The organism is Actinoplanes nipponensis (genome assembly GCF_016862275.1).
In the GTDB taxonomy this organism is placed as follows: Bacteria; Actinomycetota; Actinomycetes; order Mycobacteriales; family Micromonosporaceae; genus Actinoplanes; species Actinoplanes nipponensis.
Window position 1 is genome coordinate 339,442 of sequence record NZ_BOMQ01000008.1, and the last position, 26,189, is coordinate 365,630.

At 72.1% G+C, this 26,189-nt stretch carries 27 protein-coding genes; 19 read left to right on the forward strand and 8 right to left on the reverse strand.

The window, feature by feature from the left end:
* Window positions 1-58: 58 nt before the first annotated feature.
* The 6 genes from Ani05nite_RS02785 (at window position 59) to Ani05nite_RS02810 (ending at window position 3,355) form a co-directional block, all read left to right on the forward strand.
* A complete protein-coding gene (locus Ani05nite_RS02785) occupies window positions 59-1,342 on the forward strand; it encodes an MFS transporter (RefSeq protein WP_203764124.1) in 1,284 nt (427 codons plus the stop codon).
* 46 nt (window positions 1,343-1,388) lie between these two features.
* Entirely contained in the window at window positions 1,389-1,829 is a 441-nt protein-coding gene (locus Ani05nite_RS02790) for an SRPBCC family protein (RefSeq protein ID WP_203764126.1), read from the forward strand.
* 154 nt (window positions 1,830-1,983) lie between these two features.
* A complete protein-coding gene (locus Ani05nite_RS02795) occupies window positions 1,984-2,166 on the forward strand; it encodes a hypothetical protein (protein WP_203764129.1) in 183 nt (60 codons plus the stop codon).
* A 103-nt stretch (window positions 2,167-2,269) separates the two neighbouring features.
* Window positions 2,270-2,614: a hypothetical protein gene (locus Ani05nite_RS02800; protein ID WP_203764131.1), complete on the forward strand. Its 345-nt coding sequence runs from the start codon at window positions 2,270-2,272 to the stop codon at window positions 2,612-2,614.
* A gap of 84 nt (window positions 2,615-2,698) precedes the next feature.
* Window positions 2,699-2,929 carry a three-helix bundle dimerization domain-containing protein gene (locus tag Ani05nite_RS02805; RefSeq protein WP_203764135.1) on the forward strand — a complete coding sequence of 77 codons (231 nt, stop codon included), beginning with the start codon at window positions 2,699-2,701 and terminating at the stop codon, window positions 2,927-2,929.
* A 69-nt stretch (window positions 2,930-2,998) separates the two neighbouring features.
* Window positions 2,999-3,355 (forward strand): STAS domain-containing protein, encoded by a 357-nt coding sequence (locus tag Ani05nite_RS02810; protein WP_239129145.1) that lies wholly within the window; start codon window positions 2,999-3,001, stop codon window positions 3,353-3,355.
* 295 nt (window positions 3,356-3,650) lie between these two features.
* Here the strand turns inward: Ani05nite_RS02810 and Ani05nite_RS02815 are convergent, their stop codons facing one another.
* On the reverse strand, window positions 3,651-4,256 hold the full coding sequence (locus Ani05nite_RS02815) for a helix-turn-helix domain-containing protein (protein WP_203764138.1): 606 nt from the start codon (window positions 4,254-4,256) through the stop codon (window positions 3,651-3,653).
* A 77-nt stretch (window positions 4,257-4,333) separates the two neighbouring features.
* Between Ani05nite_RS02815 and Ani05nite_RS02820 the strand changes: the two genes are divergently transcribed.
* Together Ani05nite_RS02820 and Ani05nite_RS02825 are read left to right on the forward strand one after the other, a co-directional pair.
* On the forward strand, window positions 4,334-5,257 hold the full coding sequence (locus tag Ani05nite_RS02820; protein WP_203764141.1) for an NAD(P)/FAD-dependent oxidoreductase: 924 nt from the start codon (window positions 4,334-4,336) through the stop codon (window positions 5,255-5,257).
* A gap of 33 nt (window positions 5,258-5,290) precedes the next feature.
* Complete coding sequence (locus Ani05nite_RS02825) at window positions 5,291-5,551, forward strand: putative antibiotic biosynthesis monooxygenase (RefSeq protein ID WP_203764154.1); 261 nt, start codon at window positions 5,291-5,293, stop codon at window positions 5,549-5,551.
* Between the two features lie 117 nt (window positions 5,552-5,668).
* On the opposite strand, the gene Ani05nite_RS02830 is transcribed toward Ani05nite_RS02825, so the two are convergent.
* Window positions 5,669-6,385, reverse strand: coding sequence for a hypothetical protein (locus tag Ani05nite_RS02830; RefSeq protein WP_239129146.1), 717 nt, complete (start codon window positions 6,383-6,385; stop codon window positions 5,669-5,671).
* Between the two features lie 613 nt (window positions 6,386-6,998).
* On the opposite strand from Ani05nite_RS02830, the gene Ani05nite_RS02835 reads away from it, so the two are divergent.
* On the forward strand, window positions 6,999-8,603 hold the full coding sequence (locus tag Ani05nite_RS02835) for a glycoside hydrolase family 44 protein (protein WP_239129148.1): 1,605 nt from the start codon (window positions 6,999-7,001) through the stop codon (window positions 8,601-8,603).
* A 13-nt stretch (window positions 8,604-8,616) separates the two neighbouring features.
* Here the strand turns inward: Ani05nite_RS02835 and Ani05nite_RS02840 are convergent, their stop codons facing one another.
* Window positions 8,617-11,862 carry a TIR domain-containing protein gene (locus Ani05nite_RS02840; protein ID WP_203764163.1) on the reverse strand — a complete coding sequence of 1,082 codons (3,246 nt, stop codon included), beginning with the start codon at window positions 11,860-11,862 and terminating at the stop codon, window positions 8,617-8,619.
* Window positions 11,863-12,127: 265 nt separating this feature from the next.
* Between Ani05nite_RS02840 and Ani05nite_RS02845 the strand changes: the two genes are divergently transcribed.
* From Ani05nite_RS02845 to Ani05nite_RS02875, 7 genes are all read left to right on the forward strand, one after another.
* Complete coding sequence (locus tag Ani05nite_RS02845) at window positions 12,128-13,633, forward strand: hypothetical protein (RefSeq protein ID WP_203764166.1); 1,506 nt, start codon at window positions 12,128-12,130, stop codon at window positions 13,631-13,633.
* Window positions 13,634-13,703: 70 nt separating this feature from the next.
* Window positions 13,704-14,255 (forward strand): MarR family winged helix-turn-helix transcriptional regulator, encoded by a 552-nt coding sequence (locus tag Ani05nite_RS02850; protein WP_239129151.1) that lies wholly within the window; start codon window positions 13,704-13,706, stop codon window positions 14,253-14,255.
* A gap of 98 nt (window positions 14,256-14,353) precedes the next feature.
* Window positions 14,354-14,572 carry a hypothetical protein gene (locus tag Ani05nite_RS02855; RefSeq protein ID WP_203764169.1) on the forward strand — a complete coding sequence of 73 codons (219 nt, stop codon included), beginning with the start codon at window positions 14,354-14,356 and terminating at the stop codon, window positions 14,570-14,572.
* A gap of 60 nt (window positions 14,573-14,632) precedes the next feature.
* Entirely contained in the window at window positions 14,633-15,307 is a 675-nt protein-coding gene (locus tag Ani05nite_RS02860) for a putative glycolipid-binding domain-containing protein (protein ID WP_203764185.1), read from the forward strand.
* A gap of 40 nt (window positions 15,308-15,347) precedes the next feature.
* Window positions 15,348-16,646 carry an NAD(P)/FAD-dependent oxidoreductase gene (locus Ani05nite_RS02865; protein ID WP_203764187.1) on the forward strand — a complete coding sequence of 433 codons (1,299 nt, stop codon included), beginning with the start codon at window positions 15,348-15,350 and terminating at the stop codon, window positions 16,644-16,646.
* 32 nt (window positions 16,647-16,678) lie between these two features.
* The gene (locus tag Ani05nite_RS02870; RefSeq protein ID WP_203764189.1) at window positions 16,679-17,728 is read left to right on the forward strand and encodes a glucose 1-dehydrogenase; all 1,050 of its coding nucleotides are present in this window, start codon (window positions 16,679-16,681) and stop codon (window positions 17,726-17,728) included.
* Between the two features lie 13 nt (window positions 17,729-17,741).
* Window positions 17,742-19,577 carry a glycoside hydrolase family 15 protein gene (locus Ani05nite_RS02875; protein WP_203764200.1) on the forward strand — a complete coding sequence of 612 codons (1,836 nt, stop codon included), beginning with the start codon at window positions 17,742-17,744 and terminating at the stop codon, window positions 19,575-19,577.
* On the opposite strand, the gene Ani05nite_RS42205 is transcribed toward Ani05nite_RS02875, so the two are convergent.
* The 5 genes from Ani05nite_RS42205 to Ani05nite_RS02895 form a co-directional block, all read right to left on the reverse strand.
* The gene (locus tag Ani05nite_RS42205; RefSeq protein ID WP_369076841.1) at window positions 19,552-19,803 is read right to left on the reverse strand and encodes an MBL fold metallo-hydrolase; all 252 of its coding nucleotides are present in this window, start codon (window positions 19,801-19,803) and stop codon (window positions 19,552-19,554) included. The genes Ani05nite_RS02875 and Ani05nite_RS42205 overlap by 26 nt on opposite strands.
* Before the next feature lie 9 nt (window positions 19,804-19,812).
* Window positions 19,813-20,001 (reverse strand): MBL fold metallo-hydrolase, encoded by a 189-nt coding sequence (locus tag Ani05nite_RS02880; RefSeq protein WP_203764217.1) that lies wholly within the window; start codon window positions 19,999-20,001, stop codon window positions 19,813-19,815.
* Between the two features lie 61 nt (window positions 20,002-20,062).
* Window positions 20,063-20,464 carry an NUDIX domain-containing protein gene (locus tag Ani05nite_RS02885; RefSeq protein ID WP_203764220.1) on the reverse strand — a complete coding sequence of 134 codons (402 nt, stop codon included), beginning with the start codon at window positions 20,462-20,464 and terminating at the stop codon, window positions 20,063-20,065.
* A gap of 72 nt (window positions 20,465-20,536) precedes the next feature.
* Window positions 20,537-21,532, reverse strand: a complete 996-nt coding sequence (locus Ani05nite_RS02890; protein WP_203764223.1) for a Ppx/GppA family phosphatase — start codon at window positions 21,530-21,532, stop codon at window positions 20,537-20,539.
* Between the two features lie 96 nt (window positions 21,533-21,628).
* Window positions 21,629-22,213: an HD domain-containing protein gene (locus Ani05nite_RS02895; RefSeq protein ID WP_203764227.1), complete on the reverse strand. Its 585-nt coding sequence runs from the start codon at window positions 22,211-22,213 to the stop codon at window positions 21,629-21,631.
* A gap of 123 nt (window positions 22,214-22,336) precedes the next feature.
* Here Ani05nite_RS02895 and Ani05nite_RS02900 point away from each other — a divergent pair, with 123 nt between their 5' ends.
* The 3 genes from Ani05nite_RS02900 to Ani05nite_RS02910 all read left to right on the forward strand — a co-directional run bounded on the left by Ani05nite_RS02900 (window position 22,337) and on the right by Ani05nite_RS02910 (window position 25,851).
* Window positions 22,337-22,810 (forward strand): SRPBCC family protein, encoded by a 474-nt coding sequence (locus Ani05nite_RS02900; protein ID WP_203764230.1) that lies wholly within the window; start codon window positions 22,337-22,339, stop codon window positions 22,808-22,810.
* A gap of 332 nt (window positions 22,811-23,142) precedes the next feature.
* Window positions 23,143-23,499, forward strand: coding sequence for a hypothetical protein (locus Ani05nite_RS02905; protein ID WP_203764232.1), 357 nt, complete (start codon window positions 23,143-23,145; stop codon window positions 23,497-23,499).
* Window positions 23,500-23,676: 177 nt separating this feature from the next.
* Entirely contained in the window at window positions 23,677-25,851 is a 2,175-nt protein-coding gene (locus tag Ani05nite_RS02910; RefSeq protein ID WP_239129154.1) for a heavy metal translocating P-type ATPase, read from the forward strand.
* Window positions 25,852-26,189 lie beyond the last annotated feature (338 nt).

Consider the following 26,189-nt stretch of genomic DNA (forward strand, 5'->3'; position numbering starts at 1 on the left):
CATGGCGCGCCCACCCACGGGCGTGTCGCTGTCCACGCCGAAAGGACCCGCTCTCCGCATGGCCGCCACCACCTCCCTCGACCCGCCGGCCGCCCGTGCGGCCCTGCAGCGCAGAACCCTGCGCGTCGTCATGACCTCTCAGGTGTTCAGCGGCGCCGGTCTTGCCGCCGGGGTCACCGTCGGCACGCTGCTGGCCGCGGACATGCTGGGCACCAGTAGTCTTTCCGGGCTGCCCGTGGCCCTGTTCACCGCCGGATCGGCCGGCGCCGCACTCTTGGTCGGCCGGCTCTCGCAGCGCCTCGGGCGCCGCGCCGGACTGACCACCGGGTACGCCGCCGGCGCGATCGGCGGCGCCGGGGTCGTGCTCGCCGCCGCCGTCGACAGCGTTGCCCTGCTGATGCTGTTCCTGCTCGTCTACGGCGCGGGCACCGCCACCAACCTGCAGGCGCGCTACGCCGGCGCCGACCTCGCCGTCCCGCAGCACCGGGGCCGCGCCGTCAGCTCCGTACTCGTCGCCACCACCCTCGGCGCGGTCGCCGGCCCGAACCTGGTCGCCATTACCGGCGGTGCCGCCCGCCACGTCGGTATCCCGGCTTTGGCCGGTCCGTTCGGCCTCGCCGCGATCGCCTACGCGTTGGCCGGTGCGACCCTGTTCGCCCTGCTGCGCCCGGACCCGCTGCAGACGTCCCTGCGGATCACTGCCGCCCAGCCGCCGGACACGGCCGTCGCCGGCGGGCAGCGAACCGTCGCCGGCGCAGCGTCCGCCGGTGGTGTCATGGCCGGGGCGACCACGATGGTCCTCACCCAGCTGGTGATGGTCGCCGTCATGGCCATGACCCCGATCCACATGCGAGCCCACGGCCATGACCTGCAAGCGACCGGCCTGGTCATCGCCGTGCACATCGCCGGCATGTACCTGCCGTCCCCGCTGACCGGCCTGCTCGTGGACCGCCTCGGCCGCATACCCGTCGCCGTCGCATCCGGGCTGACGCTGCTCGCCGCCGGGGTGGTCGCGGCGAGCGCCCCGACCGCCTCGGTCGCCGCCCTCGCCCTGGCCCTCGGGCTGCTGGGCCTGGGCTGGAACCTCGGCCTGATCTCCGGCACCGCCATGGTCACCGACGCCTTGCCGCCGGACACCCGCGCCCGGACGCAGGGCGCCGTTGATCTGTGCGTGGCGTTGGCCGGCGCGGGCGGCGGCATCGCCAGCGGCCTGATCCTTACCGTCACCAACTACGCCACGCTCGCTCTGGGCGGCGGGATCCTCGCGCTGGCCGTCATCCCGTTCCTCGTGCGCCGACGACCGGCCAGCACACTGGCTGATCGGCAAGCACCGCCGACTTGACGGCAGAGGTAGGTAAGTCCGTTCGTGGCGGCTTACCATGTCGGGCATGCCGCCGATCACCATCAGCATCGAAGTGGAGCGCAGCGCCGAGGACGTGTTCGCCTACGCCACCGACCCGACCCGCTTCCACGAATGGCAGTCGGGCGTCGTCAGCGGCCGCATGGAACAGCCGGGCGAACCGACGGTAGGCGCGCGATGCCTGACGGCCCGGCGCATCGGCGGCGCGAACCGGTCCAGCACCTCCACCATTGCGCACCTCAACCCGCCACACTCGTGGGGAGTGCGCGGCATCGACGGACCCATCAGGGCCATCGTCGACGTCGCCGTCGAGCCCCTGCCTTCCGGCCGGGCGCGGCTGACGATCGCGGTCGACTTCGAAGGCCGCGGCATCGGCAAGCTGCTCGTTCCCCTCGTCGTACGCCGCGAAGCCCGCAAGGAGATGCCGCACAATCTGGCAGCGCTCAAACGACGCCTCGAACATGGTTAGGGACCGTGCACCGCTGGATCGCGCCGCCGGCGAACGGGGGATGGCCGGACCGAGCGGTGTTGATCCATTCATCTGCTGGACATCGAGGCGTGGCGTTCTGCACGCCCGTCGACGGCAGCCTGGGGGCTCCTGCTCGTTCATCGGAGCGCCTACCATGATCACTTTCCTGGTCGTAGTTCTCGCCGTCTCCCTCGGCATCGCCCTGGCCGCCCTCGACGAACCGGCCGCGCACGGCGCGACCCGCGACGCGCCGCAGGCCGATGACGCGCCCATCGGGTCACCCCACGCAGTGTTCGGCCCGCCGGCGCCGTTCACCGCTGCGGCGTCCTCGCCGTAGTCATGGCCGCGGATCGATGGGACCTGCTTCGCGCGGGTGTGGCCCAACTCGTCGTCATGACCCGTCTCGGCGGCGTCGCCGACCATGCCGCCGCGGACACCCCGTGATCGACTACCCGGGCCGCCCGGTCGAGGGTGGCGTCGAGGATCTCGCCGAAGCCAACATGGGTGAGTTCGTCGCGACGCTGCGGGAACAGCTCGCTCTCGAGGCCCGCGTGCACGGTTACGGCGCCGACCTCGGCGAGCCGGTCCGCGACCGCAGCCTGGACGGCGGCGGTCGCTACGGATGGCTGCTGCGCGTCGACGGTTTCCGCATCGCGGTGCTCATGCCCGGTGTGGCGCCGGCTCGCCTGCAGGGCGATGAGTCCACCGCCCTGTGTCTGCACGTCAACGGGCGCCCGATGCCCTGGGACGACGCGATCTACCACGCCGTCCCGCGTCCGCGCTGACCCTGGCCGGGCAGGCCGTTGGACCTGCGGTGATGAGGACATTTGCGCCATGCGTGCCGCGTGATCACGGGCCAAGCTGGCGGTATGAGCGATGACAGCACGGCCACCGCGCGGGACGCCATGGCGCAGGCCCATCTGGCGCAATCGATGCAGGCCCGGTACCCCGATGTGCCCGCGGAAGCGATCTCCGAACGGATTCGGAGCGGCTACCGGAGGTACGCGCGGGCGAAGGTCCGTGACTTCGTGCCGCTGTTGGTGGAGCGGGAACTGGTGGCGGAGCTGCGGGCGCCGGCGGACGGGTTGCCGCCCCGGTGAATGAATTCTTCGCCGCGCGCTCGACCTGCGATCTTCCGGGTTCTAGTCTGACCGCCCAGGAAACAACAGGTGACGAAAGGCAGCATCATGGCCGGCACGGCGGTCGAGATGGTCACCACTCCCGACGGCACTCTGGTCATCCGGCCCTACGGCGTGCTCGACTCCGGCCATGCCGTCGAGCTGCGCCACGCGCTGGTCCACGCGGTGCGGCACCTGCGCCCGCTGCGCCTGGTTCTGGACATGCGGAACGTCGACGACCTCGACGCCATCAACGTCGGCACGCTCGCCGCGGCCTGTCACCTCGGCGACGATCACCAGGTGGCCGTCTTCGTCGACAACTCCTCCGTGGCGGTCGCCGGCCGGCTCACCGCCGCCGGCGTCGCTCACCACCGGCTCCGGCACGTGGGCGCGTCCCGGGCCGCGTGATCGGCCTAGCGACCGGCTCCGCGCCGACCTGGGGCCTGCGCGGGGACAGACTGCTGACGGGCTCACGGCATCACGCTCTTCATCGACGGCGGCATTTCGCCACCCGGACGGGCTGAGAAGCGATCACCGCCGCCCCGGCCTCAGGACCTCGAGCCGTGGGTCGCGAAGTAGAAGATCGCGAAGAGAACGGCCACCGATGCTGCAGATGCTCGTTCGCGGGGTCGGCGAAGGACGGCAGAGCCGCCTCATGCCCGCGGTATCCAAGGGCGCTCGGATCTCCCGGGCTGCGGCGTCGCTACGGCCGGCTCGGCACCTCGTGATGGGGCGCGGGCGTTCGGACGTTCATGCGTTCACCTGGCCGCGCGAAGATGCTCAGGATCTCGGCTGGTTCGGCGCCCGGGCTGCCGAACCAGTGCGGCACCCGGGTGTCGAACTCGGCGACCTCTCCCGGTCCGAGCACCCAATCCTGGTCTCCCAGGACAAGGCGCATGTGCCCGGACAGCACGTAGATCCACTCGTGGCCGTCATGGCCGCGCGGCTCCGGCTCGACTTTGCCGGTCGGGATGACGATCTTCCATACCTGCAGGCCGTCCGGCTGTCGGGTCAGGGGGATGACCGCCCTGCCCTTGACCCGGCCGGGCTTGAGCCGGACCCGCGGGTCGCCCACTTCGGGCGCCCCGACGAGATCGTCCAACGGCACCCGGTAGGCCTGCGACAGGGCCAGGAGCAGTTCCAGGGTGGGCCGTCGCTGCCCGTTCTCCAGCCGCGACAGCGTGCTCTTCGAGATGCCCGTGGTGTCGGCCAGGTCGGCCAGGGTGATCCGGCGTTGGGTACGGACCCGCTTGAGCCGGGCCCCGACCTGATCGAGCACGCCGGTGATGGCCGCTGACGTGTCATCCACGCCCTCATCCCACTCTGATTTCCCGGAAACGGCAACATTCGTTGGCGCGCGATCCGTCGGGGTCCACCGTGATGGTCATGAGTCAGTACGACGTAGCCATCATCGGGGGCGGGGCCGCCGGGTTGTCCGCAGCCCTGGTCCTGTCGCGGGCCCGCCGCCGGATCGCCGTGATCGACGCCGGCAAGCCCCGCAACGCCCCCGCCACTCACATGTACGGCTATCTGTCCCGCGACGGCCTCCCACCCCGCGAACTCCTCAGGCAGGGTCGGGAAGAGGTTCGGCGCTACGGCGGAGAGATCCTCGACGGGACGGTGACCGGCCTGGCGTCGGACGGGCGCGGCGGGTTCGCGGTCAGCCTCGCCGACGGACAGCCGATCTCGGCGCGCCGGCTGCTGATCACGTCCGGCCTGCGGGACGAGTTGCCGGACCTGCCGGGGCTGAACGAGCGGTGGGCCCGCGACGTGCTCCACTGCCCCTACTGTCACGGGCACGAGGTCCGCGATCGCCGGCTCGGCGTCATCGGTGGCACGGCGGGCTCGGTACGGTACGCGCAGATCGTCCGGCAGTGGACCGACGATCTTATCTATTTCACCGGCCCCGGAACCCTCACCCCCGTCGAGCGGACCGAGCTGACCGCCCGCGGCATCGGCATCGTCGAGGGCGCCATCGACCGGCTGGTCATCGCCGACGACCAGCTGCGCGGCGTCCAGTTGCACGACGGTTGTGTCGTGGCCCGCGACGCGTTGTTCGTACCGCCTCGCTTCGTTCCGAACAACCGCCTGCTGACCGGGCTCGGCTGCGACGTCGATGGCGGTGGCTGGGTCACCGTGGACGCCACGGGCGGCACCAGCGTCGCCGGAGTCTGGGCTGCCGGCAACGTCGTCGACCCACGCGCCCAAGTCATCACCGCCGCCGGCGCCGGCTCCGCGGCTGCCATCGCTCTGAACGCCGACCTCGTCGACGAGGACGTCCGCACAGCCGTCCAGCGCCACCAGCCCTGACCCAGCCACGAACCTCTACGCCAAGGAGTCACCATGGCCCACCCGACGTCGCAATCCCGGCCCGCCGTAGTCCCACCACCGACCAAGCACCAGCTGGCCCTCATGATCTGGCTGGCCGTTTTCCCCACCCTCATCGTGCTGAACCTCGCCCTCGACGACTGGCTCAGCACGCTCGCCCCCGTGCTGCGCACCTTCGTTCTGGTCACCATCGCGGTGCCGATCGTCATCTACGGGCTGATGCCGCGGCTGCACAAACTCCGCGGCAGGCTGCTGAACCGCCTCGCGAGCCGCTGAGCCGGTGGCGCCGCCGCCGGCAGCTGTCGTTCGGCGTCCGTCTCATCGTGAACAGCCGGTCTCAGCCGGCTCGCAAGGGAACTCGTCCAGCCGCCCGCCGACGGGCGAAGCCGGTGGTCATGCGCAGACGAGACTGATCTTCTTGGCAGTCAGGACATCCGTAGCACCATCGACGGCGTCGTCCTCAGCCTCATCCTCATCCTCACCGTGATTCTCATCGTCGCCGTCTTCGTCGGCTTCGAGTTTGTGGACCTGCTGCCCGGTGATGAGGTCCGTGATCGAGGCGGGGTCGGTGCAGGCGGCGGAGCGCTGGTACCAGCGGATCTCGGTGTCGTCGGTGACGGTGACCGTGACGGTCGTACCGGATGCGCTGGCCACGGTCAACTCCCCGGTGGTGGGGTCGAAATCGGTGACGGTGCCGGCATGGTCCCGGCCGTCGGGGATGCCGTTGCCGTCGCTGTCGGACTCTCGCGGGTCGTCGCCGTCGTCGAACTCGTCGCGGTCGTCGACGCCGTCGCCGTCGAAGTCCTCGTCGCCGTCGGAGACGCCGTCACCGTCGCTGTCAGCGCTGCGGGGGAGGTAGCCGAGGTCGTACTCCTGCACGTTGCTCAGCTCGTCGGCGTCGAGATCCGTGTCGGCGTCGTCGCGCAACGGGTTGATCCGCTGGGTGACCTCCCAACCGTCGGGCATGCCGTCCCGATCGGTGTCGGCCCGACGCGGGTTGGTCCGCACCCGGTACTCGCGCAGGTTGCTCAGTCCGTCGCGGTCACGGTCGGCCTTGGCGTCGTTCCGGCGGGGGTTCAGCCCGTTGGCCCTTTCCCAGGAGTCGAGCATGCCGTCATGGTCGCTGTCACGCACCGCCGGCGCGGCGGGCTTGGGCTTGTGTCCCCTGGCGGCCATGGCGGCGCCCGACATGGACAGAGTGGTCAGGGTGGCAGCGGCCGCGGCGGCGACAATGCGCAAGTTCCGGTGGCGGTTCATGTGGGGGCGTCCTCTTCTCGCGGCCTACCCGGAAGCGAACCCGCATCCGACGGCATCACCAGGAGTGATCACCGTAGGACGCCAGGCCACCGCAAGATGATCTTGGAGCGGATGGCTACCGGACCGCACCCGTTCCGACACCGCGCCGGCCGCAAGGCGGTCGAGACCTGCGCCTCGAGGTAGCTGTCCTGCCGGCGGTCGACGACGAAGGGAGGGCCGCGCAACGCCCGGCCTACTGAAACCGCCGACCGGCCGAGAAACTTCTCGAGAAAGTGTTACGCGAGCCGATGCCGCATTCCCTGCAAGTCGGTGATGACCAAGGGGGGCATCGGGGTGTTCTTCGCTTGACTACCGCGCCGCATTCGGTAACGCTTTGTTCGATGAACGTCAATGTGTAATCGACGGTGAGGGGCCTGTGATGCATTCTCGACGACAGCGGGGACCACGACGGGCCACGGCCGCCGGGATGACTCTGTCGCTGGTGGCCACGGCGCTGGCCATCCAGGGAGTCCCGGCCTCGGCCGAGGCGGCCGCCGCCGCGCTCTCGCTGACGGTCGACGCGTCCGCCGCACGGCACAGGATCAGCCCGGACATCTACGGGCTGAACGGGGCCGAGTCGGCCTTCGCCACCGAGATCGGCCTGCCGGTGGCCCGCTGGGGTGGCAACGCCAGCAGCCGCTACAACTTCAAGAACCACACCTACAACACCGGCAGCGACTGGTACTTCGAGAACATCGTCGCCGGGCCGGAGAACACCGTGGAGGCGTTCGTCGAGACGAACCGGGCCCGGGGCGCCAAGCAGATCGTCGCCGTGCCGATGGTCGGCTGGGTGGCCAAGGACTCGCCGTCGCAGCACCCGTTCGCCTGCGGGTTCCCGGCGACGCGATTCCCGCAGCAGGACAGCTTCGATCAGTGGGATCCCAACTGCGGCAACGGGCGGCTCAACGACACGAACCTCACCGGGGCCGACCCCACCGACACCTCCGTTCCCGTGGACGCCTCGTTCGACGGCGAGATGGTGACCCACCTGGTGAGCCGGTACGGCCCGGCGGCGCAGGGCGGCGTGAAGATCTACGAGCTCGACAACGAGCCGGTGCTGTGGGCCTCGACCCACCGGGACGTGCACCCCGAGCTGGTGTCCTACGACGAGCTGGGCACCAAGGGAACGGCGACCGCCGCCGCCATCAAGAAGGCCGACCCGACCGCGGCCGTCCTCGGCCCGTCGGGCTGGGGCTACTGCGAATGGATCTCCTCCGGGGTGGACGGGTGCGGGCCCGGCGCCGACGCCGCCGCGCACGGCGGGCTCAACCTCTCGCAGTGGTACCTCAAGAACATGAAGGACTACAGCGACGCCCACGGCGGCCGGCGCTTCCTGCACTACTTCGACCAGCACTTCTACCCGCAGATCGGCGGCGGCACCGACGCTGAGGCCAACGCCCTGCGGCTGCGGTCCACCCGGTCGCTGTGGGACCCGACCTACGTCGAGGAGTCCTGGATCGGCCCCAGCGGCGTGAACGCGCCGCCGCTGCAGTTCATCCGGACGATGAAGTCCTGGGTCGCCGCGTACTACCCGGGCACCAGGACCGCCATCACCGAGTACAACTTCGGCGCGCTGGACCACATCAACGGCGCGCTGACGCAGGCCGAGGTCCTGGGCATCTTCGGGCGTGAGGGCCTGGATCTGGCCACCATGTGGGGCGAGCCGCAGCCGACGCAGCCGGGCGCCTTCGCGTTCCGGATGTACCGCAACTACGACGGGGCGGGCGGCCGGTTCGGCGACGTCAGCGTCTCGGCGACCAGCAGCGACCAGGGGCAGCTGTCGGTGTACGCCGCCCAGCGCTCGTCGGACAAGGCGCTGACCCTGATGGTGGTCAACAAGACCGCCGAAGCCCTGAGCCCGACGCTGTCGATCACCGGCTTCAACCGCGGCAACGTGGCGCAGCGCTACACCTACAGCGCGGCCGACCTGACCTCGATCGTCCGCGGCGACGACGTGGCCGCCACGCAGGGCGTCATCGAGGCGACCTACCCGGCGAACTCCATCACCCTGCTGGTCCTGCCCCGACGGTGAGGCCGGACCTCGCTCACCTGCCCTGACAGGTCTCCTCGTACGGCACGTCGGGCACGTGGCGCGCCCATTCGGCCGGGGTCAGGCCCCCGGTGACGGCACAGGCGCGCTCGATCACGTGCCCGCGGAGATCGTTGAGGTGCGTCAGGTCCCACACGTTGGCGGAGCGGCGCGAACCGGCGGCCAGGCTGTTCCCGTCGGCGCCGAAGGCCATCGTCGACGTCGAGCCGACCTTGCCGTCGAGCTGGACCAGGCGGCGGGGGTTGCTGCGGTCGGTCAGGTCCCACAGCAGGATGGCGCCGTCCGGACCGCTGTTGATCAGCGTACGACCGTCCGGGCTGAGCGTCACCGCGCCCGACGACCCGGAGTCGCCGACGATCTGGGCGACCTGGCGGGGACGGTGGCGGTCGGTCGTGTCCCACAGCAGCACGACCCCGTACGAGCCGGCGGTGGCCAACGTCCGCCCGTCCGCGTTCAGCGCCAGCTCGTCGAGGGCGCCGGTGGAGTCGCTGAGCAGGGCCGCCTTCCGGGGCGCGGCGGGCCTGCTCAGGTCCCACAGCTGGACATTGAGGCCGTTGCCGGCGGCCAGTGTCCGGCCGTCGGCGCTGAGGACCATCGACTGCATCCCGCTGTCCACCCCGGCGAAGCGGGCCAGCCGGCGCGGTGCGCGGTGGTCGGCGACGTTCCAGAGCTCCACCGTTCCGTCGTCGAGGCCCACCCCGAGCAGCCGGCCGTCCCGGCTGAGCGCCGACGCGGCCACCGAGTTCGTGCCCTCGGTCATCGAGACGACGGGCCGGCCGACGGAGAGGTCGGCGGTGTCCCACAGCCGCACGACGTCGGTGCTGCTGGTGATGACGGTGCGCCCGTCGGCGCTGAGCGCGACCGCGTCCAACGAGTCGAGGTGGCCCTCCAGCCGGCCCAGCAGGCGCGGCCCGGCGGGCCGGGAGAGGTCCCACACCTGCGCGGTGCCGTCGTACGCTCCCGTGACGAAGGTCCGCCCGTCGGCGCTGAGGGCGACTCCGCTCACCTCGTCGTCGTGGCCGGCGACCTCGGCGACGCGCCGCGGGCCGGTGCGGTCGGACAGGTCCCACAACTGCCCGGTGTGGTTGCGGCCCTCCATGGCCAGCGTCTGTCCGTCGGCGCTGAGGGCGACCGCGTTCACCGGCCCGGAGTAGTCGGTGAGCTGGGCGATCCGTTCGGGCCGGTCGGGGCGGGTCAGGTCCCACCCCAGTACGGCGTGGTTGACGTAGCTGGACACGAGGGTGTGCCCGTCGGCGCTGAGCGCGATCGCGTTCACCCAGCCGGTGCCGTCGGTGAGCTGGGCGACGCGGCGGGCCTGGCCGCGGTCACTGAGGTCCCAGACCGAGACGGGAAGGCTCTGCCGGCTGACCGCGAGCGTCCGTCCGTCCGCGCTGAGCGCCAGGTCGGCCGTCGCGTGCGTGAGCTCGGCCAGCAGGCCCAGGCGGCGCGGGTTGCCGCGGTCGCCCAGGTCCCACACCACGGTGCCGTTCCACGAGCTGGTCACCAGGGTGCGCGCGTCGGCGCTCAGGGCCAGGTCGGACATCTGCGCGTCGTCCTCGGCCAGGCGGCTGCGGCGCAGCGGGTGAGCGGGATCGGCCAGGTCGTACACCAGCGCGGAGCCGTCGGCGCTGCCGCTGACCAGCGTGCGCCCGTCGGCGCTGAGCGCCACCGTGTTCACGGCGTCGGTGTGCTCGGTGAGCCGGGCCAAGCGGCGGGGGTGCCGGCGGTCGCCGAGGTCCCACAGCAGGACGGTCCCGTCCGCGCTGCCCGCGGCCAGGATCGTGGCGTCCGCGCTGAGCGCGACGCCCTCCACCGTGCCGGTGAAGCCGGTGAGCCGGGCCAGGCCCTGCGGGGTGTCGCGGTCCGGCAGACCCCACAGCCGTACGGTGCGGTCGGCGCTCCCGGTCACCAGCAGGCGCCGGTCGGCGCTGAACGCCGTCGCCGTCAGCGATCCCGTGTGGCCGGCGAAGGTCCCCGCGTAGCGCGTTGCGGCCAGCGTGGTGGCCAGCCCGGCCTCGGCCCGGTCGCCCGGGTGCAGCTGCGCCGCCGCGAGACCGAGCAGGGTCGCCGTACGCGGATCCTGTTGCCGGACCGAGTCGGCCTGGCTGATCAGACGCTGGCTGACGCCGATCCGCTGTTGGGTGCGGGCCGCCTGCCCCTGCCGCCGCGCCTCGGCGGCGGCCTCGGCCGCCCGGCGCCGCTGCTCGGCGGCGAGCGACCGCTGGCGTCCGGCCTCCACCGCGGCGCGGTCGGCCCGGGTCTGCTGCCGATCGGCGGCCTCGCGTTGCTGCTCGGCCTCGGCGGCGGCGTCCACCGCCTTGCGCTCCTGCTCGGCGGCGAGGGACCGCTGGCGTCCGGCCTCCACCGCGGCGCGGTCGGCCCGGGTCTGCTGCCGGTCCGCCTCGGCGGCGGCCTTCTCGGCCTCGCTCAGCTGCCGGTCGGCGTCCTGGGTGGCCTCCTGGGCCCGGCGCTGCTCGTCCCCGGCGATCTGCTGCTGGCGTCGCGCTTCGGCCGCGTAGGCCGAAGCGGAGTCGCGATGCCGGTCGGCCAGCTGCTGCTGCCGCGACGCCTCGACCGCGGCGGCGGCCGCCGTACGCGCGTTGCGTACCGCGACGGCGCCGGTGCCCGCGGCCAGCATGAGGAGCACGCCGATGACCGCGAGCACCCCGCGGCGCAGCCGGATCACCCGGCGGTGCCGGGCCACGTCCTCGCTGTCCAGGTCCTCCTTGCTCATGCCGTGCATGGAGGCGGCCAGCTCGGCGACGGCCTCGCGGAACCGGCCGTGGTCCAGGCCGAGCTCGCTCTCCGAGCGGGCCCAGCGCAGGTCGAGATGACGCGGCTCCTCGCGGAACACGCCGCGCAGGGCGGGCGGTACGGCCGTCGACCGCTCCCAGTCGAAGTCGCCTCGGGCGGTGTCCCACACCCATTCCCCGGACGTCACGACGGGGAGCAGCCGGTCCACCGGGTGCTGGGCCAGCCAGGCCTCGATCTCCTGGTTGACCCAGGTGGACTCCGCCGCCTCCGGGCAGGCCAGCAGGACGAAGTGCTGCGATCCGGCCAGGGCGTGCTGGATCGACGACCACAGCGCCGGGCTGACCCCGAGGCCGGTCTGGTCGCGGAACACCTCCAGCGCCCGCCGCCGGTGCCACGGGCGGGCCAGCCGTTGCAGACCGCGCTGCAACGTCGGTGCGAGGGCACCGTCGGCCGCATGGCTGTAGGAGATGAAAGCGTCATAAGCCATGTCGAGGCCCTTCCCCGTCGCAAGGTCGCGCCAGATTGTGCCGCAGCACCGTGGCGTACGTCGATGCCACGCTGGTCACCGGCTGGAGGCCGCGCTGGTCGGCGCGATGAACCGTGCAGGGGACCAACCGCCGTCCATATGTATCCGCGCATGAATCCCTGAACACTTTTAAGTTCTCTTATGTGGACTGGACGCTGCCGCCAGGTCGCCCCAGAGTGTTCGCAAACGGTCGGCCTCGTGCCGGCAATTCAAGAAGGGTACGAAATTGCGAGCACGACAGATCGTCGGCGCGACGGTCATGGCAGTCGCGGCAGGAACGGCGCTGGCGCTGACTCTGCCCGCCCTCGCCAAAACCGACGAGCGCCCTCGCCCCGCGCCAACGGCGAAGCCCACACCGGCGAAGTCCACGCCGGCGCTGGCGGCACCGTTGGCAGCGGCTCCGGCTCCGAAGGCGGCGGTGACGCCGAGGGGCAGCGCCGCCGACTGTCCCAAGGACGTCCGGCCCGGCGGAGCCGGCACGGCGGCGAGTCCGAGCGCTGCCAGCTATCTGGGGACCGGCAAGGACGACGCGGCGAACGCCGTGGACATCGGCGCCGGCTGCACGATCGTGGTCGGTGGTCGCTTCAATGCCACCACACTGCTGGCCAAGGCCGCGAAGCTGCCCGGTGGCGGTGCCGGGGCGGTGCTGCGCCTGGACGCCACCGGCCGAAAGGTTCTCTCCGCGAGCCGGGTCGCCGGCGCCGTCGACGATCTGGAGGTCCGCCGCACCACCGGTGACATCGCGGTCGCCACGGACAAGGGCGTGCGGCTGCTCGACGCGACCGCCGCGCACGTGCGATGGAAGGCCGATGGTGCCGTGACGCGGGTCGCGATCGGCGATACCGGCACGGTGGCGGCCCTGAGTGGCACGACGGTGCGCATCTACAGCGCGACCGGCAAGGCCACCGGCTCCGTGAAGCTGTCGGGTAAAACAGTCAACGACGTTGCCGTGGACGACAAGACCGGTCGGGTCTTCGTCACCGGCTTCACTCAGTACGGCGGGCCGTGCAAGCAGGTGCAGATCCCGTTCGTGCGCGCCTACGACCGGCGCGGCGCGCAGAAGTGGAAATTGTACGACTTCGCGCCGAACGCCATCGGTGACTTGTGCGCCGACAGCCGCGGTGACCGCGTGGCCATGGGGCGGGACGGAATGCTGTATTTCGCCGGGGAAATGGCGGGCGGTAACACGGTCTTCACCAAGAACGGCAGGTCCACGAAGGTCGACGCCCCCAACGTCGGCTATGACAAGTTCACCCAGGCGTTCAACACCAGGTCGGCTCACCTGACCTACTTCGCGCGGCTCGACCCCGGCGCCGGCAAGGTCAGGGCCGGTCAGTCGCTGCTGGCCCGCATCGACGTCAAGGGCGATCTGGGCAACACGATCAAGCCGCGGGCGATCACCGCAGATGCCCAGGGGCGCATCTACGTGGGTGGTGTCTCCGCCTACCAGATCGCCGACCGTGACAAGGTGACGATGAACGGCAAGCGCCTCAAGGCCTATGCGGGCGGCGACGCCTGGGTCCTGGTCACCTCACCTGATCTGAAGAAGCGCCTGCTCTGGACCGCGTGGACCGACGGCGGCACCGGCGAGGTGCGCGGCCTGGCGGTCAGCGGCGGCGTGGCGGCGCTGGCCGCCCGCGCGGACAAGACGCCGTTCTACACCACGGCGCCGATCCAGGCGGCCAGGCCGGCGGCCGGCGGCTACACGGCGGTCTGGCCCGGTCGCCGCTGAGGCTCCCGAGGGGCATGCGGGCCGACCACCGACCGACGAGATTCTCTCGCCGCAGTGCAATGATGTCCCTATGCAAACACCTGCCCCCGCGGTGAACGAGGACGCCGTCCAGGCGCTGATGCTGGCCAGCCGGGCCTTCGTCGGCCTGACGGCCCGGTCCCTGGCCGGCATCGACGGCGACGTCACGCTGCCGCAGTTCCGGGCCCTGGTGGTGCTGGCCGTACGCGGCGCGCAACGCAGCATCGACATCGCCGAGGAGCTGCGGGTCAACCCGTCCACCGGCACGCGCATGTGCGACCGGCTGGTCCGCAAGGGCCTGGTCCGGCGGACCCGGTCGGCCACCGACCGGCGGGTGGTGCGCCTGCGGCTGACCCGGGCGGGGCACGACATCGTCGAGCAGGTGATGGATCGCCGCCGCGCCGAGCTCGAACGGCTGGTGGCCGCGACCGCCGACCTCTGGCAGCCCGTCGTCACGCAGGCGCTGTGCGCGTTCGCCGCGGCCGCCGGCGAGCCGGACGAACACGACTGGTGGCTGGGCTGGTCCGCGCACGCCACGGACGCCGACGACGAACCGGACGGGCCGCACGAGGTCCCGGCGCCGCCCGGGGGTCGGCCCACGTGACGACCGTCGTGGGGCTGGCACAAGCATTTGCATAGTGCAAAGATGGTTATGTGCAACCCTGCCGGGTACGCATCTTGAAGGATCGGGAGGAGCGGCTCATGGATGCCAACGGCGAGCATCACGTCGCCCGTATCGACGACACTGTCACCGCGGCCAACCTGCACGAACGGGCCGAAGCGGTGGCCGTGCCGGACTTCAACTACCTCGAACAGACCATCGAGGCCGTCGTGAACGGCCTCACCGGCCGTTCCCGGCGAGCTCGAAGGCGGGAAGGCGACACCGGGGCAGCCGCCGACGCGCAACGGAGGAACCCGTGACGTTCCCCGTGGCCGGCCGCGGGGCACCGGTTCGGCCAGCCGCCCCGATGTGATCAGGAGATGACCATGGTTGTGGCCTCGTCGCAGGACACGGCCGCGCACCGCGGGCGAACAGCCGGCGGGCAGCGCGGGCCGTTGATCTGGCAGCGCACGGACAGGATCGGCACCGAACTGGTCTTTCCGCCCGGCGAGGACCCGTGCGCCGCGCGCGGTTCCGCGGTCGTCGCCGGGCCGGTGCCGCACACCAGCCGGTGGCACGCCGACCTCGACCCCGACGCCACGGTGCGGGCCCTGGACGTGACCTGCGAGGGCGTCGGCTGGAGCCGGACGCTGCGGTTGACCGGCGATCCCCGGCTCGGCTGGACCTGCCGTACCGAGGAGACCGGCGACCTCGACGGCGCGCTGACCGGCGCCGGCCATGCGGTCGCCCCGCTGCCCGGCATCGACGACACCGGCCGGCTGCTCCCGGGGGCGATCCTCCGGCTGCAGGACTCACCGATCTTCCTCACCTGGGCGCTACGGCGGCTACGGCTCGCCGCCGGCGGACAGCCGGTCGCCGCGCCGACGATCCGGATCCTGACCCCGTCGCTCGTCGTGCTCACCGGCATGTCGACCTACCAACTCGTCGGCCCCCACCGGCTGCGCATCAGCGGCGACGAGCCGGCGTCCGGCTACGAGCTGGATGACGCCGGGATCGTCACGTACCAGCCGGCCCGGCTGCGGCTGGCCCGCTGACCCGACCGGGCCGGCCGGCGCGACCTCGCGGAGGACTCCCATGACACGGCCCCACATCGTGATCGCCGGCGCCGGTTTCGCCGGCTACCACGCCGCCCGCCGCCTGAGCCGGCTGGCCCGCGGAACCGCCGACATCACCGTCATCAACCCGACCGACTACTTCCTCTACCTGCCGTTGCTCCCCGAGGTGGCCGGCGGCATCCTGGATCCCCGGCAGGTCACCGTCTCCCTGGCCGACACCCTGCCCGGCGTCCGGCCCGTCCTGGGCGAGGTCACCGAGGTCGAGCCCGCGCAGCGGCGGGTGCACTACCAAGACCCCGAAGGCCGTCGGGCCGCGCTGAGCTACGACCGGCTGCTGCTGACCGTCGGCAGCGTCAACAAGCTGCTGCCCATCCCGGGCGTGGCCGACAACGCCCACGGCTTCCGTGGTCTGCCGGAAGCGCTGTACCTGCGCGACCACCTGATCCGCCAGGTCGAGCTCGCCGCGGCGGGCGGCGATCCCGCCGAACGCGCGGCCCGGCTGACCTTCGTGGTGGTGGGCGCCGGCTACACCGGCACCGAGGTCGCCGCCCAGGGCCATCTGCTCACCGCCCAGCTCGCCGCCCGCTACCCGCATCTCGCGGAGAAGCCGCGCTGGATGCTCATCGAGCACGGCGACCGCATCCTGGCCCACCTCGACCACCGCCTGTCCGAAGCGGCCACGGACGTGCTGACTAGGCGCGGCATCGACGTGCGCACCGGTACCTCCGTCGACGAGGTGACCGCCGACGGGGTGCGCCTCGGCGGCGAGTTCGTCGCCGGTCGCACCCTGGTGTGGTCCGTCGGCGTGCGGCCCGATCCGCTGGTGACCGACACCGGCCTGCGCCTGGAGCAGGGACGCATCGCCGTGGACGCCTACCTGAGGGTGCCGGGGCACCCGCGGATCTACGCCTGCGGCGACGCTGCCGCGGTGCCGGACCTGACCCGGCCCGGGAAGTTGACCGCGACGACCGCCCAGCACGCGCAGCGCCAAGGGATCCGGGCGGCCGGCAACATCGCCGCCGACTACGGCCGCGGACACCACCGGCCGTACCGACACGCCAGCCTCGGGTTCGCCGTCGACCTCGGTGGCGCCCAGGCCGCTGCCAAACCGCTCGGACTGCCGCTGCGCGGGCTGCCCGCGGTCGCCGTGACCCGCGGCTACCACCTCGCCGCCCTGCCGGCCAACCGGGCCCGGGTCGCCGCGGCCTGGCTGTTCGCCGCGGCCGGCAACCGCCCGGACACCCAGCTGGGTCTGGTCCCCGCCGCGGCGGTGCCGCTGGACACCGCGTCGCCCGAGGTGGCGCACGTCCCCTCGTGACCTGCACCGCCACCCTTCGACAGGAGACATCCATGCGTGCGTTGACCGTCCGGCCGGGTACCGCCGGCACCGCCCAGCTCGAGGACCGGCCCGACCCGGCGCCCTCGGACGGGCAGCTGCTCGTGGAAGGGCTGGCCATCGGGGTGTGCGGCACCGACCGCGAGATCATCGCCGGGGACTACGGGACGGCGCCGCCCGGCCGCGACCGGCTCGTGCTCGGCCACGAATCGCTGGGCCGGGTCCGCCACGCCCCGCCCGGCAGCGACTTCCACGACGGCGACCTGGTCGTCGGCGTGGTCCGCCGACCCGACCCGGTGCCCTGCGGGGCTTGCGCCCACGGCGCGTTCGACATGTGCCGCAACGGCCGCTATACCGAACGCGGCATCAAGGAACTCGACGGCTACGCCGCCCAGCTGTGGACCGTCGAGCCGGACTACGCGGTCCGCCTCGATCCGCGGCTGGCCGAGGTCGGCGTGCTGATGGAACCGACCACCGTGGTGGCCAAGGCCTGGGAACAGGCCGACACCATCGGCGCCCGCTCCTGGTACGACCCCCAGCGGGTGCTGGTCACCGGCGCCGGACCGATCGGCCTGCTCGCCGCCCTGCTGGGCATCCAGCGCGGCCTGGACGTGCACGTCCTCGACCGGGTCGCCACCGGGCCGAAGGTCGACGCCGTGGCCGCGCTGGGCGCGACCTATCACCACGGCCCGGTCGACGAGGTCGCCGGCAAGCTGCAACCGGACGTCGTCATCGAGGCCACCGGCGCGGGGTCGGTGGTGTTCGACGCCATCGCCAACACTGCCCCGTACGGCATCACCTGCCTCACCGGCGTGTCGACGCCGGGCCGTCGCCTCTCGATCGACGCCGGCGCGCAGAACCGGGAGATCGTGCTCGAGAACGACGTGGTCGTGGGCAGCGTCAACGCCAACCTGGGCCACTACCGGGCCGCCGCCGAAGCCCTCGGCCGGGCCGACGTGGACTGGCTGCGGCGGCTGATCACCCGGCGGGTGCCGCTGGAGCAGTTCACCGAGGCGCTGACCGCCCACCCGGACGACATCAAAGTCGTCCTCACCCTGTCCTGACGGCGACGCGATCATGGCATCGCCCATCGAGGACTACGCCCTCATCGGAGACCTGCACACCGCCGCCCTGGTCGGCCGCGACGGCTCCGTCGACTGGCTGTGCCTGCCCCGGTTCGACTCACCGGCCTGCTTCGCGGCCCTGCTCGCCGACCACGATGCCGGGCACTGGCGCCTCGCCCCCGCGGGCGGGGGGACGGCCACCCGGCGGCGCTACCGCGGCGACACCCTCATCCTGGAGACCGAGTGGGACGCCGCCGACGGGACGGTCCGCGTGCTCGACTTCATGCCGCTGCGCGGCGAGGCCGCCGACGTCGTACGCATCGTCGAAGGTGTCACCGGGACCGTCACCATGGGCACCCGGCTGCGGCTGCGCTTCGACTACGGCAGCATCACCCCCTGGGTCCGCCACGGGGAGCGCGAACACGCCGCCATCGCCGGACCGGACGCCGCCTGGCTGCACACCGACATCGCCCTGGAGCACCACGACCGCACCCTCACCGGCGAGTTCACCGTCTCCGCCGGTGAGCGGATCACGTTCGTGCTCACCCACCAGTTGTCGCACCTGCCCCGTCCCAAGCCGGTGCGACCGGAGCAGGCCCTGGCCGCCACCGAACAGTTCTGGCAGGACTGGATTGGCCGCTGCTCGTACGCCGGGCCGTACGCCGAGCCGGTACGCCGGTCGCTGATTCTGCTCAAGGCGCTCACCTACGCGCCCACCGGCGGCATCCTCGCCGCCGCCACCACCAGCCTTCCCGAACAGATCGGCGGAACCCGCAACTGGGACTACCGCTACTGCTGGCTCCGCGACGCCACCTTCACCCTGCAGGCCCTGCTCGGCACCGGCTACGTCGCCGAGGCCAAGGCCTGGCGCGAGTGGCTGCTGCGGGCGGCCGCCGGCGACCCCGCCGACCTGCAGATCATGTACGCCCTCGACGGCACCCGGCGGCTCACCGAATCCACTCTCGACTGGCTGCCCGGCTACGAGAACTCCGGCCCCGTACGGGTCGGCAACGCCGCGGCCCAGCAGTTCCAACTCGACGTGTGGGGCGAGGTCCTCGACGGCCTGCACCTGGCCCGCGAAGCCGGCATCGCCGCCACCGACGCCGGCTGGGACCTGCAACACGCCCTGCTCGACTACCTCGAAGGCCACTGGCGCGAACCCGACAACGGCCTGTGGGAGGTCCGCGGGCCCCGCCGGCACTTCGTGCATTCCAAGGTCATGGCCTGGGCCGGCCTCGACCGCGCCGTCACCGCCGTCGAACGCCACGGCCTCGACGGACCGGTCGACCGCTGGCGCGCCACCCGCGAGCAGATCCACGCCGACGTCTGCGCCCACGGCTACGACCCCGACCGCAACACCTTCACCCAGTTCTACGGCTCGCACGGCCTGGACGCGGCTCTGCTGCTCATTCCCCGCGTCGGCTTCCTGCCCTACAACGACCCCCGCGTTGTCGGCACCGTCGAAGCGGTGCAGAGACACTTGTCCGCCGACGGCTTCCTGCTGCGCTACCAGCCCCAGCACGACGACAACGTCGACGGGCTGCCGGGCACCGAGGGGGCCTTCCTGGCCTGCACCTTCTGGCTGGCCGACGCCCTGCACGGCATCGGCCGCGCCGGCGATGCCCGGCAGCTGTTCGCACGGCTGCTCGACCTGCGCAACGACGTCGGCCTGCTCGCCGAGGAGTACGACCCGGCCCACCGGCGCCACCTGGGCAACACCCCGCAGGCCTTCAGCCTGGTCGGACTGGTCAACACCGCCCGGCAGCTGTCCGGCACCAGCACCCGCACCAGCGCACCACCCGACGCGCAGCACACGGCGCCGGTCAGACCCGGAGGTAGTCGTCGATGAGCCGGTGCAGGCGGCCCCGGCCGAAGCTGGGTCCGTGTCCGGCATGCGTCAGGCGTACCGGCAGCTCCCGCAGCCGACGCAAGGACCGGGCGTATGCCTCGGGGTCGCTGCCGGGCAACGAGTCCAGCAGGCCGCCGTCGTAGATGACGTCTCCGCTGAACAGCGTGCCGTCGGCCAGGGCCGTGCCGTGCAGCGAGCCCGGCGCCGGATCGCCGGCCCGCTCCAGCGGGTGGGCCTAGACCTCGGTGAACTCGTGCGCCGATCCCATGTGGTCCAGGTGCGCGTGCGTCAGGACGAGCACGGGTTCGCGTTCGAAACGCTCGCGCAGCGCCGGGGTCAGCGCGGTGATGCCGAGCCCGCGGTCGATGAGCAGGTCGCGGTCCCGGCCGCGCAGGTGCCAGGCGTTGGCGCTGAGCAGCCTCATTCGTCACCGTCGAAGTCAACAACAGCGAACCTGTGACCGGCCTGAGCGACGCTGAGGAACGTCACAAGCGGCCCCGCATCCCTTCCACCACCGCCGTGCCCACGCGTTCGTGGGGGAGCGGAGGCAACTCCTCAGGCCGGAACCAACGGATCTCGTCATGTTCCTCGGGAGCGGCGTTCGTCGGTGTCCCGTCCCACTCGCCGACCAACCAGGCGCTGAAGCTCACGGAATCCTCTCCGTGGCCCACCTCCAGGCGACACAGATGGATCGCCGAGCCGGTTGCTATCTGCACGCCGAGTTCCTCGTGCATCTCCCGGGCCAGCGCCGCCAGTTCCGTCTCGCCCGGGTCGATGTGTCCGCCGGGCAGATCCCACACGTCCGGGTAGACCCGGCGGTTCGGACTTCGGTGGACCAGGAGGACTCGACCCTCGCGCACCAGCGCCGCGTTGACGATCTCGTGCATGGGCGGGATTGTGGCACGGCTGTTCCGGCGTGGATGCCGTTGATGGTGACGGCTGGCCTGATCGCGGCGCCGTTACCGGGCGATGGTGACGGCGCGTCGTCGTTGCCGGTCGGTCAGGGGCCAAGGTCGTCGTACTGCGGTCGGCCCGCCGAGAGAGTCCAGCCGGCGCAGGATCACCCCCTCCCGCAGCGCCCACGGGCAGATGGTCAGCTCCTGGATGTCGAGGGCGCGCATCGCGGCCCCGGCCACCAGCGCCCCGGCGACGAGCTGATGGGCGCGGGCCGCGCTGACTCCGCTGAGCGTGGCCAGATCGGCCGATGCCATCCGGCTGATGAAGCCGAACACCTGACGCAGCCCGACATCGGTGAGGGTCCGGCGAGCTCGCAGGCCGGCGCTGGAGGGCGCGGCCCCGGCGAGCCGAGCCAGTGAGCGGAAGGTCTTCGACGTGCCCACCGCGAGGTCGTAGGGCCCGGCCTCGGATATCCGCCGGGCGATCGGCGTGAGGGCCGCGTCGAGGTCGTCGGCCAGGGCCTTCAGCTCGCCGCGCGAGGGCGGGTTCTCGGTCAGCCGCTGGCGGGTGAGCCGTCCGGCGCCCAGCGGCAGCGACAGCGCGATGTCGGGGTCCTCGTCGCGGCCGGCGGCCACCTCCAGTGATCCGCCGCCGATGTCGAGCACCAGCAGCCGACCGGCCGACCAGCCGTACCAGCGTCGGACCGCGAGGAAGGTGTAGCGCGCCTCGTCCTCGCCGGACATCACCTGCAGGGCGACGCCGGTCTCGGCCCGTACCCGGGACAGCACCGTGGCCGAGTTGTCCGCATCGCGCAGCGCCGAGGTCGCGAAGGCGAGCAGCTCCTCGCAGCCGGCGCTGGTCGCGGCCGCCTTCGCCCGGGTCACGGCACACACCAGCTGGCCGATCCCGGCCTCGGTCAGCCGGCTGCCCTCGAGGTGCTCGGTGAGGCGCAGGTGGGTCTTCTCCGAGCGCATCGGCTCGGGGTGGGCGCCGGGGTGCGCATCGACAACGAGAAGGTGCACGGTGTTCGAGCCGACATCCAACACGCCGAGCCTCATGACACTGACGGTAAGGAACGACCGGGGCGGCGTGCCGCCCTGGATGCGAGATTCATCCATTGTTCAACGACCGTTCCGTCGTCGCACATGATCGCCTCAGGCAGCCGAGGAGGAGTGGCCCAGCGCCGCGAGCCGATGCTCGACCCGCTGGACCGCCGCGCGCAGGGCCGGCGCCCGCCGTGCGTGCGCGGCGACGTTGGGTGAGCCGGGGCCGTGCCGGCGCAGCATGTCGGCCATGCGCTGCTCCACACTCGTCACCCGGCCGTCCGGGCCGGCCGTCTGGTCGGCGTAGGTCAGCGCGTCGGCGACCGGGGACTCCTCGCGGGCGAAGTGGCCGAGTTCGCCGGCCAGCCCGCGGACCTCGGCCACGCACAGCGCCGCGGAATGGTGGGCCACCAGGCCGGCGATCCGCGGCGGCCATCCGGTGTCCTCGAGGTGGCGGGCCCCGTCGATCGGGTGGAACCCGGTGTCGTGCAGCGGTGCGGCGTACCCGATGTCGTGCAACCAGGCCGCGGCGAGCAGCACCTCGCCCTCGCCGCGGGATCCGACGGTGCCCTGCACCCGTTCGGCCTGCCGCGCCACCGCGATGGTGTGCCGCCACCGCTCGGGCAGGTCCGTCAGCAGGCGCTGCGCGACATCGCGCGCGCGGTGCACGCCGGGAGCGGGGCCGAGGCGGGGCATGGCCTCACCGTAATGACCTGACGCTGACACCAGATGAACGGGAGATTGCCCCAATAGGTACATCCCGTACGGTCGGCCAGGCGGCTCCGGCTACTGTCAAGATTCGAGCACAGGAGGCGCCGCATGGCCCGGTTCACCGTCACGCAGCAGGTGGGTGCGCCCGCCGACTCGGTCTGGGCCGCGATGGTGGACTGGCGCCGGCACGGCGACTGGGCGCCGCTGACCGCCGTACGGGTGACGACGGCCCGGCCCGACGGCGTCGGCGCGGAGTTCGTGGCCCGGACCGGGATCGGTCGGCTGGCGTTCGACGACCCGATGACCGTGGAGCTGTGGCAGCCGCCGGGCGGCAACGCCCCGGGGGATGCGCCGGGCCGGTGCGAGGTGGTCAAGCGGGGCCGGGTGGTGCTCGGCCGGGCCGGGTTCTCGGTCGTGCCGCTGCCCTCCGGCCGCAGCCGCGTCGACTGGGACGAGGACGTGACCGTGACTCCACACCGCCTCACCGGACTGGCCGGGCCGTTGCTGTCCCTGGCCGGCCGGGTCGGCTTCGGCGCGACCCTGCGGGCGATGGCCCGGGACGTGGAGCGGCGATCCCGCTGAGCGGAGGCGTACCGGATCATCGGCCGGTCCTCCGGCGAGCGACCTGGACCGCCCAGCACGGCCCGCCGGCCGGCCGTGACAGGACTGCTGTTCGCTCGCGCGTCGTCGCCAGGACGGCCGCAGCTCAGCACCATGACCACCGATCCGGCTCCGGCCGGGCATGTTCCGCGGTGCGGGGAGGGGCCGGCGCTTCCCGGCGCCGTCGAGGTCGCGGCCCTGCCTGAGCCGGAGGAGCTGATGGACCCGGGCATCTTCGTGCCGATCTCCACCGATCCACCGAACCGGTTCAGAAGACAGGTGTGGGTGGGCCCCGGAAGGGGAAGAATGGACGTATGTCGATGGTCAGCGAAGATCTGGTGATCTGCCCCGCCCGTATCACGCTCGACGCGGCACAATTGGCGTTCTTCGGCGGGCTCCCGGTGGCGGCGCCGAGCGTGCAGTCCGAGCTCGGCTGCGAACTCGAACAGGGCCATGGTGGCTCCCACGCCGCCCTCGGCCAGCAGGTCGACACGACGATGTGGTGGGTGCAGTGGACGCTGAGCGCGTCCGAGATCAACCCGTACACCTGGTGCCCGGCGCGTGGGGAGCTTGCCACGCAAAGCGAGGCCGACGAGGATTGCGCCCTGTTTGTGGGCCATCCCGGTCGGCATTCTTCGGTCAAGCGCGCCTGGCGGAACGAAGCCGCCTGAACCGGTTCATCCCAGCCGCGGCGACGAGCGCCACGGTCATCGCCGGTACCGGGATCAACCCCGTTCGCCGTCGACCTGCGCCCGGCGTTCCGGAAGAAAAGGATCTGTGACCGAGGCGACCGCCATCCTCATTGCCGGATACCCCCAGGGGGTATACCGTACGGCATGGAGGAGGCGATGAGCATGAGCACCGACCACGGCGACGACATGTTCCATCCACAGGCGAGCGGGCATGGGCACCACGGTGTCGCGGCCATTTCCGACCAGGACCCCGGCGGTCACGCTGCGCCGGTGCAGGGGCCGGTGAACCACCACGGGCACGGCAGTCATGACGGGCATGCCGGTCACGACAAGCACGCCGGTCACGATCCCGAGATCTTCCGGCGCAAGTTCTGGCTGAGCCTGGTGCTGACCGTGCCGATCGTGCTGACCAGTCCCATGGTGATGGACTGGTTCGGCTATGCGATCGACTTCCCCGGCATGAGCCTGGTCGGCCCGGCGCTCGGCACGGTCGTCTTCTTCTACGGTGGCTGGCCCTTCCTGGTCGGTGGTGTGCGCGAGGTCAGCGACCGTGCTCCGGGCATGATGCTGCTGATCTCGATGGCGATCACTGTTGCCTACGCGGCGTCGCTGGCCACCAGCGTCGGGGTTTTCGACCTCGACTTCTGGTGGGAGCTGGCCGCGCTGGTCACCATCATGCTGCTGGGCCACTGGCAGGAGATGAAGGCGATCGGTCAGGCGCAGGGCGCGCTGGCCGCGCTGGCGGCGTTGTTGCCCGACGAGGCCGAGCGGGTCGGCGCGAGTGGCGGGACCGAGCTCGTGCCGATCGCCGATCTGCGGCTCGGTGACGTGGTGCTGGTGCGCTCCGGCGGCCGTGTTCCCGCCGACGGTCACATCGTCGACGGCTCGGCCGAGATCGACGAGTCGATGATCACGGGGGAGTCGCGACCGGTTGCGCGGGCCGTGGGTGATCGCGTCGTCGCGGGCACGGTGGCCACGGACTCCGCCCTGCGGGTCCAGGTCGACGCGGTGGGGGAGGACACCGCGCTGGCGGGGATCGGCCGGCTCGTCGCCCAGGCCCAGGCCTCCAGCGGGCGGGCGCAGGTGATCGCGGACAGGTTCGCGGCGATGCTGTTCTTCATCGCGACGGGGGCCGCCGTGGTCACCTTCGCCGTGTGGTGGCTGCTGGGCGACGTCGACCAGTCGGTGGTGCGTACCGTGACGGTCCTGGTGATCGCCTGCCCCCACGCGCTGGGCCTCGCCATTCCGCTGGTGATCGCGTTGTCCACGGCCCTGTCGGCCAAGTCCGGCATCCTGGTCAAGGACCGCCTCGCGCTGGAGCGGATGCGCACCGTCGATGCGGTGCTGTTCGACAAGACCGGCACCCTGACCAAGGGCAGCCACACGGTGGCGGCTGTGGCGGCCGCGGACGGCAGCAGTCAGGACGACGTGTTGCGCATCGCCGGCGCGGTCGAGGCCGACAGCGAACACCCGCTGGCCCGGGCGCTGGTCGCGGTCGCCCACGAGCGCGGGTTGCGGGCGACGGCCACCGACTTCCGCTCGCTCACCGGTCGCGGAGTGCAGGCGATCGTCGACGGCACGACGTACGCGGTGGGCGGCCCGGCGCTGCTGCGCGAGCTGGACGCCGGAGTGCCCCACGGACTCGCGCAGACCGCCGAGCAGTGGTCGGCTCGTGGTGCCGCCGTGCTGCACCTGGTGCGGCTGTCCGGCCCGGGCGGCTCAGAGGTGATCGGCGCCTTCGCGCTCGAGGACGAGGTCCGGCCGGAGGCACGCCAGGCGATCGAGCAGTTGCGCCGTCAGGGCGTCAAGAAGCTGGTGATGATCACCGGTGATGCGCACGCGGTCGCCCAGGCCGTGGCCGCCGATCTGGGATTCCGGCCCGGCGTGGACGAGGTCTTCGCCGAAGTGCTGCCGGCCGACAAGGACCGGGCGGTGGCCGACCTGCAGGCGCGCGGGCTGACCGTCGCCATGGTCGGCGACGGCGTCAACGACGCTCCGGCGCTGGCGCGCGCCGACGTCGGGCTGGCCATCGGGGCCGGGACGGACGTGGCGATCGAGTCCGCGGGCGTGGTGTTGGCGTCCTCGGACCCGCGCGGGGTGACCAGTGTGATCCGGCTGTCGAAGGCGTCGTACCGCAAGATGATCCAGAACCTGGCCTGGGCGGCCGGCTACAACGTGATCGCCATCCCGCTCGCCGCCGGCGTGCTGGCCTGGGCCGGCATCACGCTGAGCCCGGCGGTCGGAGCCGTGCTCATGTCCGCGTCGACGATCGTGGTGGCGCTCAACGCGCAGCTGCTGCGCCGGGTCAACCTCGATCCGCGACAGCAGTAGCCGCCGTCCCGCGGGATGAGTGAAGGCCGCCGCTCAGCCGACTTCAGCGAACAGGAGGGCGAGATGTGGTCGAGCTTCTGCGCAACGACCCGGCGTTGGCCCATCCCTCGACGACGGCCGCGTCGGTCGGCGCGCCGCGGCCGCCCCGGACCCCGGCGCCGCGCCGCGGGACCCCGGCGCCGTGGCCCCTCCCGCTGGAGCGACGCCACCCGGGGCAACTACGCTCTGCACCGCCTCACCCGCGCCTTCGCCGAGGAGACGGCCGTCACCGCACAGGGATTCGGCGGGGCCGGGCGGCCACGGTCATCCTTTCGAGGGAGCCTGCGTCGCAGAGACGA

Excerpts from the sequence above, each read along its gene's own strand:
- Ani05nite_RS02785 (WP_203764124.1), top strand. The coding sequence starts at position 59 with ATGGCCGCCACCACCTCCCTCGACCCGCCGGCCGCCCGTGCGGCCCTG.
- Ani05nite_RS02790 (WP_203764126.1), top strand. The coding sequence starts at position 1,389 with ATGCCGCCGATCACCATCAGCATCGAAGTGGAGCGCAGCGCCGAGGAC.
- Ani05nite_RS02795 (WP_203764129.1), top strand. The coding sequence starts at position 1,984 with ATGATCACTTTCCTGGTCGTAGTTCTCGCCGTCTCCCTCGGCATCGCC.
- Ani05nite_RS02805 (WP_203764135.1), top strand. The coding sequence starts at position 2,699 with ATGAGCGATGACAGCACGGCCACCGCGCGGGACGCCATGGCGCAGGCC.
- Ani05nite_RS02820 (WP_203764141.1), top strand. The coding sequence starts at position 4,334 with ATGAGTCAGTACGACGTAGCCATCATCGGGGGCGGGGCCGCCGGGTTG.
- Ani05nite_RS02825 (WP_203764154.1), top strand. The coding sequence starts at position 5,291 with ATGGCCCACCCGACGTCGCAATCCCGGCCCGCCGTAGTCCCACCACCG.
- Ani05nite_RS02830 (WP_239129146.1), bottom strand. The coding sequence starts at position 6,385 with ATGCTCGACTCCTGGGAAAGGGCCAACGGGCTGAACCCCCGCCGGAAC.
- Ani05nite_RS02835 (WP_239129148.1), top strand. The coding sequence starts at position 6,999 with ATGACTCTGTCGCTGGTGGCCACGGCGCTGGCCATCCAGGGAGTCCCG.
- Ani05nite_RS02840 (WP_203764163.1), bottom strand. The coding sequence starts at position 11,862 with ATGGCTTATGACGCTTTCATCTCCTACAGCCATGCGGCCGACGGTGCC.
- Ani05nite_RS02850 (WP_239129151.1), top strand. The coding sequence starts at position 13,704 with ATGCAAACACCTGCCCCCGCGGTGAACGAGGACGCCGTCCAGGCGCTG.
- Ani05nite_RS02855 (WP_203764169.1), top strand. The coding sequence starts at position 14,354 with ATGGATGCCAACGGCGAGCATCACGTCGCCCGTATCGACGACACTGTC.
- Ani05nite_RS02860 (WP_203764185.1), top strand. The coding sequence starts at position 14,633 with ATGACCATGGTTGTGGCCTCGTCGCAGGACACGGCCGCGCACCGCGGG.
- Ani05nite_RS02865 (WP_203764187.1), top strand. The coding sequence starts at position 15,348 with ATGACACGGCCCCACATCGTGATCGCCGGCGCCGGTTTCGCCGGCTAC.
- Ani05nite_RS02870 (WP_203764189.1), top strand. The coding sequence starts at position 16,679 with ATGCGTGCGTTGACCGTCCGGCCGGGTACCGCCGGCACCGCCCAGCTC.
- Ani05nite_RS02875 (WP_203764200.1), top strand. The coding sequence starts at position 17,742 with ATGGCATCGCCCATCGAGGACTACGCCCTCATCGGAGACCTGCACACC.
- Ani05nite_RS02880 (WP_203764217.1), bottom strand. The coding sequence starts at position 20,001 with ATGAGGCTGCTCAGCGCCAACGCCTGGCACCTGCGCGGCCGGGACCGC.
- Ani05nite_RS02885 (WP_203764220.1), bottom strand. The coding sequence starts at position 20,464 with ATGCACGAGATCGTCAACGCGGCGCTGGTGCGCGAGGGTCGAGTCCTC.
- Ani05nite_RS02890 (WP_203764223.1), bottom strand. The coding sequence starts at position 21,532 with ATGAGGCTCGGCGTGTTGGATGTCGGCTCGAACACCGTGCACCTTCTC.
- Ani05nite_RS02895 (WP_203764227.1), bottom strand. The coding sequence starts at position 22,213 with ATGCCCCGCCTCGGCCCCGCTCCCGGCGTGCACCGCGCGCGCGATGTC.
- Ani05nite_RS02900 (WP_203764230.1), top strand. The coding sequence starts at position 22,337 with ATGGCCCGGTTCACCGTCACGCAGCAGGTGGGTGCGCCCGCCGACTCG.
- Ani05nite_RS02905 (WP_203764232.1), top strand. The coding sequence starts at position 23,143 with ATGTCGATGGTCAGCGAAGATCTGGTGATCTGCCCCGCCCGTATCACG.
- Ani05nite_RS02910 (WP_239129154.1), top strand. The coding sequence starts at position 23,677 with ATGAGCATGAGCACCGACCACGGCGACGACATGTTCCATCCACAGGCG.